Source organism: Lacticaseibacillus styriensis (assembly GCF_030770295.1).
Lineage (GTDB): Bacteria > Bacillota > Bacilli > Lactobacillales > Lactobacillaceae > Lacticaseibacillus > Lacticaseibacillus casei.
On the sequence record NZ_CP132483.1, the window covers coordinates 3,031,688 to 3,046,150 of the forward strand.

General features: G+C 50.2%; 15 protein-coding genes. 10 read left to right on the plus strand and 5 right to left on the minus strand.

The window, feature by feature from the left end:
- Nucleotides 1-5 precede the first annotated feature (5 nt).
- Both LACSTY_RS14190 and argH read left to right on the plus strand, forming a co-directional pair.
- Nucleotides 6-1,226, plus strand: a complete 1,221-nt coding sequence (locus LACSTY_RS14190; RefSeq protein ID WP_010490507.1) for an argininosuccinate synthase — start codon at nucleotides 6-8, stop codon at nucleotides 1,224-1,226.
- Entirely contained in the window at nucleotides 1,219-2,619 is a 1,401-nt protein-coding gene (argH, locus tag LACSTY_RS14195) for an argininosuccinate lyase (RefSeq protein ID WP_087913131.1), read from the plus strand. The genes LACSTY_RS14190 and argH overlap by 8 nt, the downstream gene beginning before the upstream one ends.
- Before the next feature lie 367 nt (nucleotides 2,620-2,986).
- Here the strand turns inward: argH and LACSTY_RS14200 are convergent, their stop codons facing one another.
- From LACSTY_RS14200 to LACSTY_RS14215, 4 genes are all read right to left on the minus strand, one after another.
- Entirely contained in the window at nucleotides 2,987-4,087 is a 1,101-nt protein-coding gene (locus LACSTY_RS14200) for a DUF871 domain-containing protein (protein ID WP_087913132.1), read from the minus strand.
- Nucleotides 4,088-4,104: 17 nt separating this feature from the next.
- On the minus strand, nucleotides 4,105-4,524 hold the full coding sequence (locus LACSTY_RS14205) for a DUF3284 domain-containing protein (RefSeq protein ID WP_087913133.1): 420 nt from the start codon (nucleotides 4,522-4,524) through the stop codon (nucleotides 4,105-4,107).
- Between the two features lie 41 nt (nucleotides 4,525-4,565).
- The gene (locus LACSTY_RS14210) at nucleotides 4,566-5,927 is read right to left on the minus strand and encodes a PTS sugar transporter subunit IIC (protein ID WP_087913134.1); all 1,362 of its coding nucleotides are present in this window, start codon (nucleotides 5,925-5,927) and stop codon (nucleotides 4,566-4,568) included.
- A gap of 167 nt (nucleotides 5,928-6,094) precedes the next feature.
- Nucleotides 6,095-6,805, minus strand: coding sequence for a GntR family transcriptional regulator (locus LACSTY_RS14215; RefSeq protein WP_087913135.1), 711 nt, complete (start codon nucleotides 6,803-6,805; stop codon nucleotides 6,095-6,097).
- 114 nt (nucleotides 6,806-6,919) lie between these two features.
- Between LACSTY_RS14215 and LACSTY_RS14220 the strand changes: the two genes are divergently transcribed.
- Nucleotides 6,920-7,249: a PTS sugar transporter subunit IIB gene (locus LACSTY_RS14220; RefSeq protein WP_087913136.1), complete on the plus strand. Its 330-nt coding sequence runs from the start codon at nucleotides 6,920-6,922 to the stop codon at nucleotides 7,247-7,249.
- Complete coding sequence (locus LACSTY_RS14225; RefSeq protein ID WP_087913137.1) at nucleotides 7,246-7,578, plus strand: PTS lactose/cellobiose transporter subunit IIA; 333 nt, start codon at nucleotides 7,246-7,248, stop codon at nucleotides 7,576-7,578. Before LACSTY_RS14220 ends, LACSTY_RS14225 begins: the two co-directional genes overlap by 4 nt.
- A gap of 180 nt (nucleotides 7,579-7,758) precedes the next feature.
- On the opposite strand, the gene LACSTY_RS14230 is transcribed toward LACSTY_RS14225, so the two are convergent.
- Complete coding sequence (locus LACSTY_RS14230; RefSeq protein ID WP_087913138.1) at nucleotides 7,759-8,310, minus strand: GNAT family N-acetyltransferase; 552 nt, start codon at nucleotides 8,308-8,310, stop codon at nucleotides 7,759-7,761.
- Between the two features lie 260 nt (nucleotides 8,311-8,570).
- Between LACSTY_RS14230 and LACSTY_RS14235 the strand changes: the two genes are divergently transcribed.
- The 6 genes from LACSTY_RS14235 (at nucleotide 8,571) to LACSTY_RS14260 (ending at nucleotide 14,391) form a co-directional block, all read left to right on the plus strand.
- Nucleotides 8,571-9,035 (plus strand): NUDIX hydrolase, encoded by a 465-nt coding sequence (locus tag LACSTY_RS14235; protein WP_087913139.1) that lies wholly within the window; start codon nucleotides 8,571-8,573, stop codon nucleotides 9,033-9,035.
- Nucleotides 9,035-9,523 carry a kinase gene (locus tag LACSTY_RS14240; RefSeq protein ID WP_087913140.1) on the plus strand — a complete coding sequence of 163 codons (489 nt, stop codon included), beginning with the start codon at nucleotides 9,035-9,037 and terminating at the stop codon, nucleotides 9,521-9,523. The genes LACSTY_RS14235 and LACSTY_RS14240 overlap by 1 nt, the downstream gene beginning before the upstream one ends.
- 151 nt (nucleotides 9,524-9,674) lie before the next feature.
- Nucleotides 9,675-10,298 carry a hydrolase gene (locus LACSTY_RS14245; protein ID WP_049169572.1) on the plus strand — a complete coding sequence of 208 codons (624 nt, stop codon included), beginning with the start codon at nucleotides 9,675-9,677 and terminating at the stop codon, nucleotides 10,296-10,298.
- Nucleotides 10,299-10,539: 241 nt separating this feature from the next.
- The gene (locus LACSTY_RS14250) at nucleotides 10,540-11,961 is read left to right on the plus strand and encodes an MFS transporter (RefSeq protein WP_087913141.1); all 1,422 of its coding nucleotides are present in this window, start codon (nucleotides 10,540-10,542) and stop codon (nucleotides 11,959-11,961) included.
- A gap of 113 nt (nucleotides 11,962-12,074) precedes the next feature.
- Nucleotides 12,075-13,265, plus strand: coding sequence for an MFS transporter (locus tag LACSTY_RS14255; protein WP_087913142.1), 1,191 nt, complete (start codon nucleotides 12,075-12,077; stop codon nucleotides 13,263-13,265).
- Nucleotides 13,266-13,461: 196 nt separating this feature from the next.
- Complete coding sequence (locus LACSTY_RS14260) at nucleotides 13,462-14,391, plus strand: aldo/keto reductase (protein WP_087913143.1); 930 nt, start codon at nucleotides 13,462-13,464, stop codon at nucleotides 14,389-14,391.
- Nucleotides 14,392-14,463: the final 72 nt, after the last annotated feature.

Consider the following 14,463-nt stretch of genomic DNA (forward strand, 5'->3'; position numbering starts at 1 on the left):
TACACATGACAGAAAAAATTGTATTAGCTTACTCAGGCGGTCTTGACACATCCGTTGCGATTCCTTGGTTGATGGATAAAGGATACGAGGTCATCGCCGTGGTTTTAAACGTCGGCCAGCCGGATGCCGATTTTGACGCGATTCAGCAAAAGGCGCTTAAAGTCGGGGCGATTGATTCAATCGTCGTTGATGCGCAAGACGAATTTGCCGATCACTATGTCGCGCCGGTCATCAAGGCTAATGCATTATATGAAGGCGACTATCCCCTTGTCTCAGCGTTATCCCGTCCGCTGATCATCGAGCATCTAGTTAAAATTGCCCACCAGCAAAACGCCACGGCCATCGCCCACGGTTCAACCGGCAAAGGCAATGATCAGGTCCGTTTTGAAGCAGCGATTCACGCCTTGGATCCCGATATGAAAATCGAGGCCCCGATTCGCGATTTTCACTGGTCACGCGAAGAAGAAATCGACTACGCAAAAGAGCACAACGTTCCGGTACCGATCGGCAAAGCATCCCCCTATTCCATTGATGCCAATCTTTGGGGCCGCGCCAATGAAGCCGGTATTCTCGAGAATCCTTGGAATCAGGCGCCTGATGATGCTTGGGGCATGACCGTCGCTCCGGAAGAAGCCCCTGACGAACCAACTTTTCTTGACCTGACCTTCGAACAGGGTGTGCCGGTCGCCTTAAATGACGAACACATGCCGCTGGCCGCTATGATCAAAAAGCTCAATCAAATTGCCGGCGCAAACGGCATCGGCCGGATTGACAAAATCGAAAACCGGCTTGTGGGCATCAAGTCCCGCGAAGTTTACGAAGCCCCGGCCGCTGCCGTCATCATGGCCGCCCACCACGACTTAGAAAATCTGACGCTCGAACGCGACGTGCAACACTTCAAGCCAACGATCGAAAACAAACTTACGAACATGATTTATGAAGCCCAGTGGATTTCACCTTTGTTCGACGCTTTAATGGCTTTCATTGATCAGACGCAAGCGGTTGTCAACGGGACAGTCAAAATGAAACTCTACAAAGGCAATGCTGTCGCTGTTGCCCGCAAGTCCGCGCATAACTCACTCTATGATGAAGATCTGGCCACCTACACCAGCGCCGATTCCTTCGATCAGGAAGCAGCAGCCGGCTTCATCAAACTCTGGACTTTGCCGACCACCGTTTTCGAGCAGGTCAACCACGTTCACTCCGAGGAAAAGCAACATGACTGATAAGCTATGGGGCGGACGTTTTACCGAAAAAGCCGCGCACTGGGTCGATGCTTTCGGCGCCTCCATCGGTTTTGACCAACAAATGGCCAAAGAGGATCTGGAAGGTTCCTTGGCCCACGTCAAAATGTTAGGGAAAACCGGCATCATCCCGCAAGCCGATGCAGACAAAATCACGGCCGGCCTGCACCATCTGCAAAAAGAACTGGCTGCCGGAAAACTTCATTTTACCGTGGAAAATGAAGACATTCACCTCAACATGGAGGCGTTGCTCACTGCCGAAATCGGTCCGGTTGCCGGCAAGCTGCACACGGCGCGTTCGCGTAATGACCAAGTTGCCACCGATTTGCACCTCTGGCTCAAGCATCGTCTGCCGGAAATCAAAGAAGCCTTGACCAACTTACAAACGGTTTTGGTCGGCCAAGCCAAAGTCCACGCCGCCACGATCATGCCCGGCTACACCCACATGCAGCACGCTCAGCCGATCACCTATGGCCATTATTTGTTGGCGTATTTCGAAATGTTCCAGCGTGACTGGGAACGTTTTGACTTTACCCAAAAGCACACCGACATTTTGCCGTTAGGTGCGGCCGCGCTGGCTGGCACCACCTTCCCGATTGATCGCACGTTGGTCGCCAAGGAACTTGGCTTTGATCAGCTGTACCATAACAGTCTAGACGCCGTATCCGACCGGGACTTTGCGCTTGAATTCCTCAGCAACAGTGCCATTTTGATGCAACATCTAAGTAGGATGGCCGAAGAACTGATCTTGTGGTCCACATTTGAGTTTAACTACATCGAACTCGGCGATGATTTTTCCACTGGCAGTTCGATTATGCCGCAAAAGAAAAACCCGGACTTTGCCGAACTTATTCGCGGCAAAACCGGGCGGGTGTATGGTGCTCTAATGGGACTACTCACCACCATGAAGGCGATCCCGCTGGCCTATAACAAGGACATGCAGGAAGACAAGGAGCCGATTTTTGACACCTACAACACCATTCTCGGCTCGCTGCATATTTTCACCGGCATGCTCAGCGATCTCACCGTGCACGAAAAGCGCATGGCTCAAGCCACCACGCATGACTTCAGCAACGCGACCGAACTCGCCGACTATCTGGCCACAAAAGGCGTTCCTTTCCGCCAGGCACATGCCATCGTCGGCGAACTCGTGCTAAAAGGCATCAAATCCGGCACCGCCCTGCAGGAAATGCCACTAAGCGAGCTCCAACAGGCCGCACCGCAAATCGAAAACGACGTCTACGCCGAACTCACCTCCAAAGCCGCCGTCAATCGCCGCACGTCACTAGGCGGCACCGCCGTCAGCAACGTCTTGAAAGAGGTGGCCCGGGATGAAAAAATTATCGCAGCGCATGAGAAGGAGCAAGCACAATAACTTGATACGTCAGGTTATTATCAAGACTTTTGCTGGTGTCTTGCATTAAGTGGAACATAATTAACGGTCAAAATAAAAAGCGAAGGTGCTTCCCAAAAAATCGGAAGTGCCTTCGCTTTTGTTTACGGGAAAATAATCTGTGGGGAACATTAAGACCCTAGTGCCAAAGCGGAGCAATCGTAGGCCAGATGGGGCTCAGCAGTGGAATTGTTGTTGGTGGGGCGCTTTTTGCCCCGCCTACAACAAGGCCGAGCTTCGAAACCGCGGTCTTTGCGGGTTCGAAGTCGTGCCCACAGCGTTCCAGCCCCATCTGGCCGGAGATTGCGGAGTTTGGCACGACTCGGAACAAATTGCCTAAGCTTTTACCTCAATTACTCAACTTCTCCAACACAAACGTCGACCAAGGTTTAACCAGATCCAAAAAGCCAAGGTCGTCCGCACAGATGCGGCCGATCCGATTCCGCTGGCCGTCATCCTTAAATGAGGCTAAAACGATTTGCAGCTCGCCTTTGTACCGGCCATAAGCCGAATTCACGACCAGAATATCCCCGCGCTCGAATGCTTGATCGTTGTCATGAGCGGGGATATCTGCCGCACTGTACGTGATGCGTGGCTGGGTATCCCGCAGCAGATAAGTCGAGGCGTCCCCGCGATAAAGATGCGGCGCGGCAAAGGCAATTTTCCCCTCAGTTGGCGTCATGCTAGCCAGCATATCGGCATGCAGCACCGGATACGGCGCCAAAAAGTTTGCGGCGACTGCTTTAAGTTCCGCCTCACTGGCAAACGCGTTGCCGATGATCACATCGTCAATTTGACCCGTCAGCACCAAATGGCTGGTTTGACTGGCAATATCCCGATGCCGATCACTTTCCATCGTTGGCAGGCCGTCATGAATCGGCCACGGCCCGATTTTTCCGTTAGCCGAGGACACAAATGCCGCTGTGTGCAGCCCGTAATGGCGGTATTGCTGCGAATATTCGGTAAAAATGGCATCGCTCAATCCGGTGAAGGCTTGCGGATAAAAGTTATGGCAGCCGATTAGGTTTTCGCGATCGGGATCATAGGACATGATACTCGCCAGATAATTGGTCCCCCGGCTCATATTCAGTTCGATTTTTAAGCCATAAGGATTGTGCGTCATCCGTGCTTCTTCTGCCCCAGTGAAGCCTTCATCCAGCCGCAGTCCCCAAACATGGAGGTTATCGAAAAAACTTAGATCATCATAACTGATCTTCAGTTCCTTGAACAATGCCGGATTGATATCCACGATCGTCTTAAACCCAAGCTGGTTAGCATAATCAATCGTTTGGCTAAACTTCGCCAACAAATCCTCCCCGTCTTCGCCCAAAAGCTGCAAGAGCGAGGTGAATATACGACTATAACCATAATGATGGGCCAGATCGAGATAAGCTTTGTTCGCCTCGAAACTGCTTTGATCCGGATAAAGCGAGATGCCTAATCGTTTCATTTCACAAAAATCCCTTCTTAGCTAAAATATTGTGCAGCCATTTGGCGCGACATCTTTTTAAAGCGATGCTTACGTTGCCAGTTTAATAAAAACCCGGCTGTGCGATTATTAGCTTTGCCTTTAGCGGTTTTACCCTCAATTGTTTCAGTATAGTGCAGCATTGTCTTGTGATCACCGAGATCGCGTAATTGATAATCCACCTGATAATGATCGCGATCGGTGTCAAGCTCATACGCGTAACGCTGATTGGCGATGGCATGTGTGATCGTCAGCTTCCCGGTCATGCCATTGGCCCACTTTTTCTGGTACGTGAAGCCATCCAGACTGCCTGGCAGAACTTCCCGGCCGGTATGCGTCTTGATATCTGCCTGCACAGACCGAATCAGTTGGCCGTACATAAACGCTGCCGGCACTTTGAACATCATTTGAATTTCCAATTAGAAATCACCTCTCTGAGCACCGTGACGTGTCTGTTAAATCAATCATCAATCTGCGCGGGTTTGATGCGGTTGGCGGCCTTGACAAATGGCACGTAGATTAAGAAGCCGACCACCATGTTAACCAGCTGCAAGACTACTGATCGCCAGTCCATGGTTGCCACTAAAGCATTTAGAAATGGCGGCAAGGACCAAACAATTTGCGCTTTAATTGGTGAGACGAGCCCATTGACAACAGCACCATAAGCGATTGAGACCATCACGACCGGCGCCAAAATGAACGGAATGAAGTAAATCGGATCAAGCACGATTGGCATCCCGAACATGACCGGCTCGTTAACGTTAAAGAAGCCCGGCGCAATGGACAACTTAGCCACTGCCCGCTGATCGTCACGTTTTGAAAACATCAGGATGGCGATTAACAGCAGCAATGTTGAACCGGCGCCACCAATCCAAGCATACAGATCAAAGGAGTTACGGGTCCATAAATATGGTAGATCTTGCCCTTTTGAGAATGCGTTGATGTTGGCAATTTGAGCCGTCAACCAGATACTATCAAGCACCGGCCCCAACACATTGGTACCGTGAATTCCGAAGAACCAGAAAACCTGAACCAAAATCGTCATCAGTAACACGGCGCCATAGCCTTGGCTCAAGCCCAACAGCGGTTCCTGCAAAACTTTAGCAATAAATTCGATCACCGTGGTACCAAACTGGGTGAACAGATAGTTGATGATACCAACGGCGTAAAGCGCAACCGCGGCAGGTACAATACCGGTGAAGGCATTGGCGACAGCCGGTGGAACCGAATCCGGCATTTTAATCGTGATGTGCTTTTTCATCAGCCAGATATAAATCGTTGCAGCAATGGCGCCCATCAGCATGACGGTGAAGAAACCGTACGCGCCAAAGAATTTGCCAAAGTTGAAGAAGCCCCACATGCTGACGTCTTTACCGGAAACAACAGCGCCGGCATCGGTCAGGGTTTTGACGGCCCCTTTTGCCAAGCCAGCTTTCAAGGTCAGGGTAAAGTTTTGCGGCAGGCTCATAATGAATGTGCCCAGCGTCACGATCCCTGCCGTCACCGGTTCGACCTTATATTGAACCGCCAGTTGGTAACCGAACGTAAACGAGAAAATCAATCCGAGAATTGCCAGCGTCCCCGTCCAGACAACCGCGTTAATCCCGATCAGCCACTGCATCGAATTCACGAAGCCGGTCCAGCCGAATTGCGTTGGAATATCCCGAATCAACGCATTCAACACAGTAGAAATCGCTCCGGCCATCATCGCCGGCATGATGGCAATAAAAGCATCACGCAACGCGACTAACCAGCGAATCGACCCGATCCGTGCCGCGATTGGGACAACATGTTTATTGAGCCAATTGATAAGCTTATTCATTATTTACACCCCTCAAATTTTTTGAGCGTGAGCCAGTCCGGTTAGAAACCGGAGTGTAAGTGGCCTTGGGCGTGATGGCCCGGGCTTAGGCCATTGCGACCAAGGTCCTTACACGCAGGTTTCTGGGCTGGTGAACGCGTTATGGTGAGCGTGAGCCAGTCCCGGCCCTACCGCTCCAAATCGATATTTGTCGTGTGGTAATACAGCGTCAGACCCTGATAAACAAAATAAGTTCGTAAAAAGTTGAAAACTTTGCCGCTTGCCAAATAGTTAATCCCATCAAGACAAAGATGATTGGTTTCTACCGGCAACCCCATCAAGTCAGCATAGTCAGCTGGCAGTGGCAATGTTTGAATGTAGTTCTCGGTCGTACTGCCGACCATGTGATACGTGTTGCGCAAGTAAGCGAAGATCGATCCTTGCGCAATCTCAGCCGAAAGATGCGGCACAATCGCTTGCGGGAAATACGATTCTTCCAAGTCGTACAATTGCTTCTTTAAGTACCGCAGTCGCACGACTTGGTAAACCGGATCGCCACGGGTGACATTACCGCGCTGAGCCAACGCAGCCGTTGCGGGGATCAGCGCAAACTTAACGACTTTAGATGTCAGCGGGCCACCTTTTACCATGGCCGTCTGATCAAAACCGATCGACATATTAAGCACCGCGTCCGACTGCGCCGAATGATCAATGACGTAATAGCCGCTGCCCTGAACCCGGCGCACCAGTCCGTGGGCAAACACCACATCCAATGCTTTACGAATCGTGTTGCGACTGGCTTGATAACGATCCATCAACACCTGCTCGGTTGGCAGCTTGACCGGATACTGTCCTGCCAGAATATCTTGAATCAGTTGCTCTGCAATATCGTGATACATCGACAACCTCCCCCAATTTCAAATCCTGAAAACGCTTGTAAAATTTGTACCTACGAATTACAATAGCACAAGAAACAGAAAACGGTTACACTTTTTAAAAAAGGGGTCAGAAAAATGACAGAGAAAAAGATTATGTTGGTCTGCGCTGCCGGTATGTCAACAAGTATGCTGGTTGCACGCATGCAAAAAGCCGCCGAAAAAGACGGCATCACCGTTAATATTTTTGCCACTTCGGCTTCCGATGCCGACAACAAGCTTGCGGCAGAGAAGCCAGATGTTTTGATGCTCGGCCCACAAGTTCGCTACCTTGAAGGCCAGTTCAAAAAAGATTTAGACATTCCCGTCAGCGTCATTAACATGCAGGACTACGGCTTAATGAACGGCGAAAAAGTGTTAAAAGCCTCGTTAAAGGCAATCGATGACAGTGAAGGAGGAGCTTCATGAGTGAAGGTGAACAGAGCCTCGAAACCGTCATGGGCTTGATTATCAATGGCGGGAATGCAAAAAGTTCGGCCTTTGAAGCCATTCACGCAGCTAAGGATGGCGATTTCAAACTGGCTGATGAGAAACTTAAAGAAGCCGATCAGTTCTTAACCCAAGCACACAATGTCCAAAGTGGCATGCTGACGGCGGAAGCGCAAGGCGATCACGCCAAGGTCACCTTATTGATGGTGCATAGTCAGGATCACTTGATGAACGCCATCACCTTTCGCGATCTAGCTGGCGAAATAGTGGCACTTTATAAGCGATTAAGTACCGAAGAAGCCAAATAAATAAACCCTTGCCAGTCATGTGAACCGGCAAAGGCTTATTTGTGGCGAAAAATGCGACTCCTTATGCTGCAATGACGCTTTCTTTGTTCAGCCTCCCTCTACACTACAGACACACTTAAAGCCCAAAAAGACCAGCAAAAAAGCGACTTGACTAAGCCGCCTCTTTTGCTGGTCTTTAACTTATTGCTGTTGCCGCAGCGCTTGCCATTCCTCACGTAAGATACCGTATTTAATGGAATCCCAGTAGCGATCCTGATAATAACGAACTTGGCGCACGCGGGCTTCTTGCTTCATCCCCACTGCCTTGGCCAAACCGATCATCCGCTCGTTCCCGGACCAAGTCGTGATGCCCAGATGCGGCAAGTCAATTAGGCCGAAGATCCGATCAATCCACTGATCCAGCGCCTGCTTGCCAATGCCTTTACCCCAGTAGCTCTCATCGTAAATCACGATACCCAAGTCCAGCCACCGTTGCAAATCCCCGTCTTCATAATGCGCGGAGACGTCGCCGATTAAGATACCATCATCCCAAATGCCGTTAACAAAAGGATTAGCAACCCATTGATAGCCGGTCTGATTGGCCTGATCATCCTGCATTTCTTTCAGTGTGGGAATTTCGTCATTAAAGTAAGGCCCATTCCACTTGTGCCATTCTGCATTGGGATCGGAAAAGGCAACCTTCCACAATGTCTCAAGATCTTCCGTTTGAAAATGTTTTAACGTTACTGTCATGTTTGGGCACACTCTCTTTCTTCATTTGGTTACACGATTTGCGGAGCTTTAAGTAAAAGGTCTCATTATATTTCCTGAACGCGGTTACTGGCCACTGATTCACCAATTTCTAAACGCTCCTGCTTGCATTTTATGTTTGTCTAAAACATACCACAATTATTACCCAGGAAATAATCCAAGTCGCAACTATGTTAACCTAAATCATAGCATGACTCCGCACTTGTTTGTTGGAGTAGACTCAATTTTCGGGAGGGATTTTTTTGGCAGACTATATTAAGCAGGTTCGCGCAAAAGTCGGACATATGCCGCTGATTATGGCGGGGACGATTGGCATTTTAACGGATGACGCTGGCCGCGTTTTACTTCAGCAACGCAGCGATTTTACCGGTGAATGGGGGCTCATCAGTGGCACGATTGAATATGGGGAAACGCCGGCGCAGACAATGGTTCGCGAGTTCAAAGAAGAAACTAACTTATCGGTCACGGTTGTCTCCTTGCTCGGCGTCAATGGCAATCTGACCCTCACCTATCCAAACGGCGATGTCGCCCAGTGGTTGTGCCCAGTGTTTCTCGTGAAACAATTAGGCGGCGAACTAAATGGCAATAACGATGAGACCGAGGCACTAAAATTCTTCGATCCCGCAGCCGCTCCGCGTTTGTTTAACCAGCAACATCGTGAGGCCCTCGCCCATTTCATCGCTGGGGAAAGAGGGTATTTTGACTGATGCATCAACTCGTCATTCTACGTGGCAATTCAGGCAGTGGCAAGACAACCACTGCTAAAGTCTTGCGTGAACACCTCACTGACACACTTTTGATCTCCCAGGATGTGATCCGCCGCGACATGTTAGCGGAAAAAGATAAACCTAACAGTCCGAATATTGCCTTAATTGAACTCATCGCCCGCTTCGGACTGCAACATGAAAAAGTGGTTATCGTTGAAGGCATCCTGAATGCGGCACGTTACGGCCAGATGCTGCAAGGATTAATTGCCGCAGCCGATCGCACTTTCATCTACTATTATGATCTGTCATTTGAAGAAACCCTTCATCGTCATGCCGGTCGCGCTAAAGCTAACGAGTTTGGTGCCGACAGCATGCGCCGCTGGTTCCAGCCGCATGATTTATTGGGGATTCCCGGTGAGCAGACCATTCCTGCCAGTTGGTCACATGATGACGTGGTTGGGCATATTTTGGCTGATCTTAATAGTTGAAAGTGTTTGAGGCCACTTACGCTCCGGTTTCTAACCGGCCACGCTCACGCTCTGGGCAAATTATTACTGCTTTTATCAAGATCGGATTAGAATGAGCTGGTAGGGATACTTTCAGTTTCGTCATTCACTAAAACTAGGAGAGTGATTTTTAATGACAAGTTATCCACGGCGTGATCCTGTGACAGATCAGCTATTGACACCAGAAAATTCAGCGTTGATTTTGATTGACTATCAGCCAACGCAGGTCGAATCTATCGGCTCCATGAATCATCATGCGCTTATTCAGAACGTGGTGATGACCGCTAAATTGGCCAAAATTTATCAAGTCCCGATCGTGCTTTCAACGGTTAATGTCAAAAGTGGCCGGAATAAGGACACGATTCCTGATTTGAAAAAAGTTCTCGGCGACCAACCAAGCATTGACCGAACTTCAATTAATGCCTGGCAGGATCAGGATTTTGTTGAAGCAGTCAAAGCTACCGGACGGAAAAAGCTCATCATGGCCGCATTATGGACCGAAGCCTGTCTCACCTTCCCGACGCTTGATGCGTTAGCGGAAGGCTTCCAGGTTTATCCAGTCGTCGATGCCGTGGGCGGCACCTCAAAGATTGCCCACGAAACGGCCCTGCGACGGGTTGAACAGGCTGGTGCGCAGCTGATTACCAATGCGCAGTTAGCTTGCGAGTGGCAGCGCGACTGGAACCGGACCGATACTGTGCCGGATTTCGTTAAAATTTTGCTCGAAAACGGTGACTTCATCAACTTAGGCGCTTAATCCTTTTTCGACGATGCGGTTAACGCCGACAGCAGTTGATGTCTTTTTAAAATTGAATATCAATGTCCTTAGGGGCAATGGCATGCTTAGCCATTGCCCCTAAGATTTTCAAGAGCGTGAACTGGCGCGTTTAGAAGTCGGAGTATAAGTGGCCTTAGGCGTGATGGCTCGGTTTTGGCCATTGCGCCTAAGGTCCTTATACGCAGACTTCTGCGCCAGAAACGCGTTTGGGGGAATTTATATGCAGCGTTTTGCAACTGGATCCAAACGTTGGTGGCTACTGATAGCATTAGGCTTTTTCGCTTTTATGACAAATCTTGATGGCTCGATCGTCAATATTGCGATTCCGATTATGGCGAAGAACCTGGACGTTTCGGCGAGCCGGATGGAATGGACGGTCTCTCTGTACCTGATTGTATTAAGTGCCCTACTGCTGCCGTTTGGTAAACTTGGCGACCGCATTGGCAAACGCCGAATTTTCAAGTGGGGCACCGGTACCTTCGTGGTTGGGTCATTGATGGCTGGCATTAATCTTGGCTTTAATTTTCTGATGGTGGGCCGCATGGTGCAAGCCATCGGTGGTGCGATGACCTTGGCGAACACTTACGGGATTGTGACATCGACGTTTGCACTAGCTGAACGCGGCCGTGCTATGGGCGTTGTCAGTACGTTTGTGGCGCTTGGCGGCGTGGCCGGTCCCAGTCTCGGTGGCCTTATTTTGGCACATTTTAGTTGGCCGATGATTTTTCTGATCAATGTACCGATCGGCGTTGTCGCATTGGGAATCTCGTTGTGGTCAATGGATAACGGGGAACCGCAACCCGGCACGTATGACAAGTGGGGAATGTTGCTGCAGGCCACGGCCATCGCCAGCGGTTTCTGGGGACTGAACTTGGCTCAACAAAGCGGCTTCGGCGATCCAGTTGTGCTTGCTACCTTCGCTTTGGCCATCATCAGTCTGGCGGCATTCCTGATCTTTGAAAATCATCAAGAGACGCCGTTACTGCCAATGAGTATCTTTCGAGTCCGCATTTTCACTTTAGGAGTCCTGACCGTCTTCTTCATTTTTATGGTTCAGTTTTTCAGCACCGTTTTAATGCCCTTCTACCTTGAAGATGCGCGTGGCCTCACGCCGGGCGCGGCAGGCACCTTGCTGTCACTCTATCCATTGATGATGGTGTTCTTTGCACCATTCGGCGGCTGGTTGGCTGACAAGTGGCAGGTGCCGGCCGTTGCGTTGCTGGGCAGCCTGCTTATTGCGGCCGGTAGCATTGTCGGCGCATTTTTAAAATTGGATGCGCCACTCATGATTTATATCATCAGCACCCTTTTGATTGGTATCGGCAGTGGGCTGTTCCAGTCCCCCATCGGCGACGTGGTCATGTCAGTGGTGCCAAAAGATCAGCTGGGCATCGCCGGCAGTTTCAACGCGCTGGCCCGCAACCTTGGCATGGTCAGCGGTACCGCGGTGGCAACAACGGTTTTGTTTGGAACAATGAGCCAGCTTGCCGGTAGTCGGGTTACCACTTATCCGACGAACCATCCGGAATACTTTATCGCCGGTCTTCAGATCGCCATGCTGGTTGCTGCAGGACTGGCATTGTTGGGTGCCATTGCTATTGGGTTGACGATCAAGCCGTGGCAAGTGCATGAGAAGAATTGATTGTTGAGTTTCTACAACGCGTTTGTCTCCAATTTCTAACCGCGCCAGTTCACGCTCTTTCGGAAAAGTGCTAGCATTAGACTGCTAGTCACTTTTCGAGGAGGACATGACACATGGAAAAGCATCATTCGACCACCTTGCTTACATGGGGCATTCTTTTGGTGGGGGCTAATTTGCGCCTGCCGATTACCATGATTCCACCGCTGTTGCCGACGATTGAGCATACGCTTGGGTTACCGGCTTCTATGGCTGGTTTATTAACGACGATTCCGCTGCTGATGTTTGCCTTGGCATCGCCTGTTATCGCCAAAATGGGGAATCGCCGAGGTAATGAGTGGAGTTTGCTCATTGCGCTTGTGATCCTGTTACTTGGCAGTTTGTTGCGGATTATCCCTAGTTTGATTGCGTTAATCGTTGGCACACTGCTGATCGGTTTTGGGATTTCTGGTGGGAATGTGTTATTGCCAGCGATTATCAAAGATCAGTTTCCGCAGTCAATCGGCGCTAAAACCAGCTTGTATACCGTGACTATGGGATTGGTCGCTTCACTGGGGACCGGCTTGGCTGGCCTCTTGAACCAGCAATTTCATATGAAGCTGACCATGGCGGCTTTTTCACTCGTTGGCGTGGCCGGTTTGGTGATTTGGACATTGGCGTTGCGCACCTTGCCACCCGTCAAAACCTGGCAAGGCAGTGCCCGCAAAAACGTGGCCGTCTCTCATTCGCTGTTGGCTTGGTGGATTGCGTTATTTTTCGGCCTACAGAGCTTTCTCTATTACTCCCTCCTGACCTGGTTGCCGAGTCTGTGGCAGGCTGCCGGCTTCTCGCAACTAACCGCGGGTAATCTGGCTACGATTTTTCAGTTGAGCGGCATGCCGGCGACATTATCCATTCCATTTATTGCCGAACGGCGCCACGGCCTTGCGTACAGCGTCTGGGGCATCATGCTGGGCTTTGCACTAGGCGCCTTGGGCATTCTTATTCCCGGTGCCAACTTCGGCTTAAACGTGATTTTCTCCCTGCTGATGGGCGTTGCGTCCGGGGCAGCATTTGCCATCTGCATCGTCTTCTTCCAAAAGAAAACGGCCGATGCATACGAAACTGCCAGTTTATCCGGCTTCGCCCAAAGCTTGGGATACTTATTCGCGGCAGTGGGTCCGATGCTTTATGGCTTTATCCAGACACTCACCGGATCATGGAATCTACTTTTGTGGGTCACAGTGGTCTTAACCCTGATCATGTTTGCGGTTGGGCTGGTCATCAACGCAACTCCCAGCATTTTCAGTGCATCGGATCGAAAATAGCGTTTGCACATTAAGCTTACTTTTTCTAAACTGGCATTATGTTAGGCTCACACCATAACGCGTTCGCCACCGCAGAAGTCTACGTGTAAGGACCTTGGTCGCAATGGTCAAAGACCGACCATCACGCCCAAGGCCACTTACACTCCGACTTCTACCCGCGGTGGCTCACGCTCACTCAAAATAAGGAGATTACCAAATGTCACTTACAACAACGATCGGAAAAAGCAATGTTGTTACCGGCAAGCTAGGTTTGGGCACCAATAAGGTTGGCGGACATAATCTTTTCCCCAACCTGCATGACGAAGACGGACTGGCGGTTGTGAAAACAGCGTTGGATCATGGCATCGACATGCTTGATACTGCTTATATGTATGGCCTTGGCCAATCCGAAACCTTGATTGGTCAGGCGATTCAAGGCTATGACCGTGCAAAAATTGTTCTGGCGACCAAAGCGGCACAAGACCCCCACCAGGATCTCAAGCCCAACAACGACCCCAAGTTTTTGACCCAAGCAATTGATGACGCGTTGCTGCGCCTCAAAACCGACTACCTCGATATTTTCTATATTCACTTCCCTGATGAAAAAACCGATAAAGCCGAAGCGGTCAATGCTGTCGCCAATGCCCGCAAGGCCGGGAAAGTTCGCGCTATTGGCGTTTCCAATTTTTCACTCGATCAAATTAAAGAAGCGAATCAGGATCAGCAAGTTGACGTTGTGGAAGATAATTATAGCCTCGTGCACCGCGACGCTGAAACGAAGCTCTTCCCTTACCTCCAGGAACAACACATCAGTTTCGTTCCGTACTTCCCGCTTGCCTCTGGCTTATTAACTGGCAAGTATGGTCCGGATGACGCCGAAAAATTCAGCGGCCGTTTTTCCGCTTCCCAGTTCAAGACGATTCTGGCCGCCTTACGCGAAGTTGACGGCATCGCGGACGCGCATCAAGCAACCATTGCCCAGATCATGCTTGCCTGGTATATGAAAAATCCGGATATTGCCGTGGTCATCCCTGGCGCACGCTTGCCGGAACAAGCCGCTAGCAACGCCAACGCTTTGAAAGTTCAACTGCGCGATCCGGAATATGGTTCTATTGATGAACTATTTAAAGAATTTCGGCCTAAGTAACGTTAGCGGTCATGACGGATGTCGATGCCATGCTACAAAATATCAAGAATGCAAAAAGGCAGCTTGCCACTC

Coding starts and splice junctions, on each gene's coding strand:
- LACSTY_RS14210 (WP_087913134.1), bottom strand. CDS start 5,927: ATGAATAAGCTTATCAATTGGCTCAATAAACATGTTGTCCCAATCGCG.
- LACSTY_RS14190 (WP_010490507.1), top strand. CDS start 6: ATGACAGAAAAAATTGTATTAGCTTACTCAGGCGGTCTTGACACATCC.
- LACSTY_RS14245 (WP_049169572.1), top strand. CDS start 9,675: ATGACAAGTTATCCACGGCGTGATCCTGTGACAGATCAGCTATTGACA.
- LACSTY_RS14215 (WP_087913135.1), bottom strand. CDS start 6,805: ATGTATCACGATATTGCAGAGCAACTGATTCAAGATATTCTGGCAGGA.
- LACSTY_RS14255 (WP_087913142.1), top strand. CDS start 12,075: ATGGAAAAGCATCATTCGACCACCTTGCTTACATGGGGCATTCTTTTG.
- LACSTY_RS14200 (WP_087913132.1), bottom strand. CDS start 4,087: ATGAAACGATTAGGCATCTCGCTTTATCCGGATCAAAGCAGTTTCGAG.
- LACSTY_RS14225 (WP_087913137.1), top strand. CDS start 7,246: ATGAGTGAAGGTGAACAGAGCCTCGAAACCGTCATGGGCTTGATTATC.
- LACSTY_RS14220 (WP_087913136.1), top strand. CDS start 6,920: ATGACAGAGAAAAAGATTATGTTGGTCTGCGCTGCCGGTATGTCAACA.
- LACSTY_RS14240 (WP_087913140.1), top strand. CDS start 9,035: ATGCATCAACTCGTCATTCTACGTGGCAATTCAGGCAGTGGCAAGACA.
- LACSTY_RS14260 (WP_087913143.1), top strand. CDS start 13,462: ATGTCACTTACAACAACGATCGGAAAAAGCAATGTTGTTACCGGCAAG.
- LACSTY_RS14250 (WP_087913141.1), top strand. CDS start 10,540: ATGCAGCGTTTTGCAACTGGATCCAAACGTTGGTGGCTACTGATAGCA.
- argH (WP_087913131.1), top strand. CDS start 1,219: ATGACTGATAAGCTATGGGGCGGACGTTTTACCGAAAAAGCCGCGCAC.
- LACSTY_RS14230 (WP_087913138.1), bottom strand. CDS start 8,310: ATGACAGTAACGTTAAAACATTTTCAAACGGAAGATCTTGAGACATTG.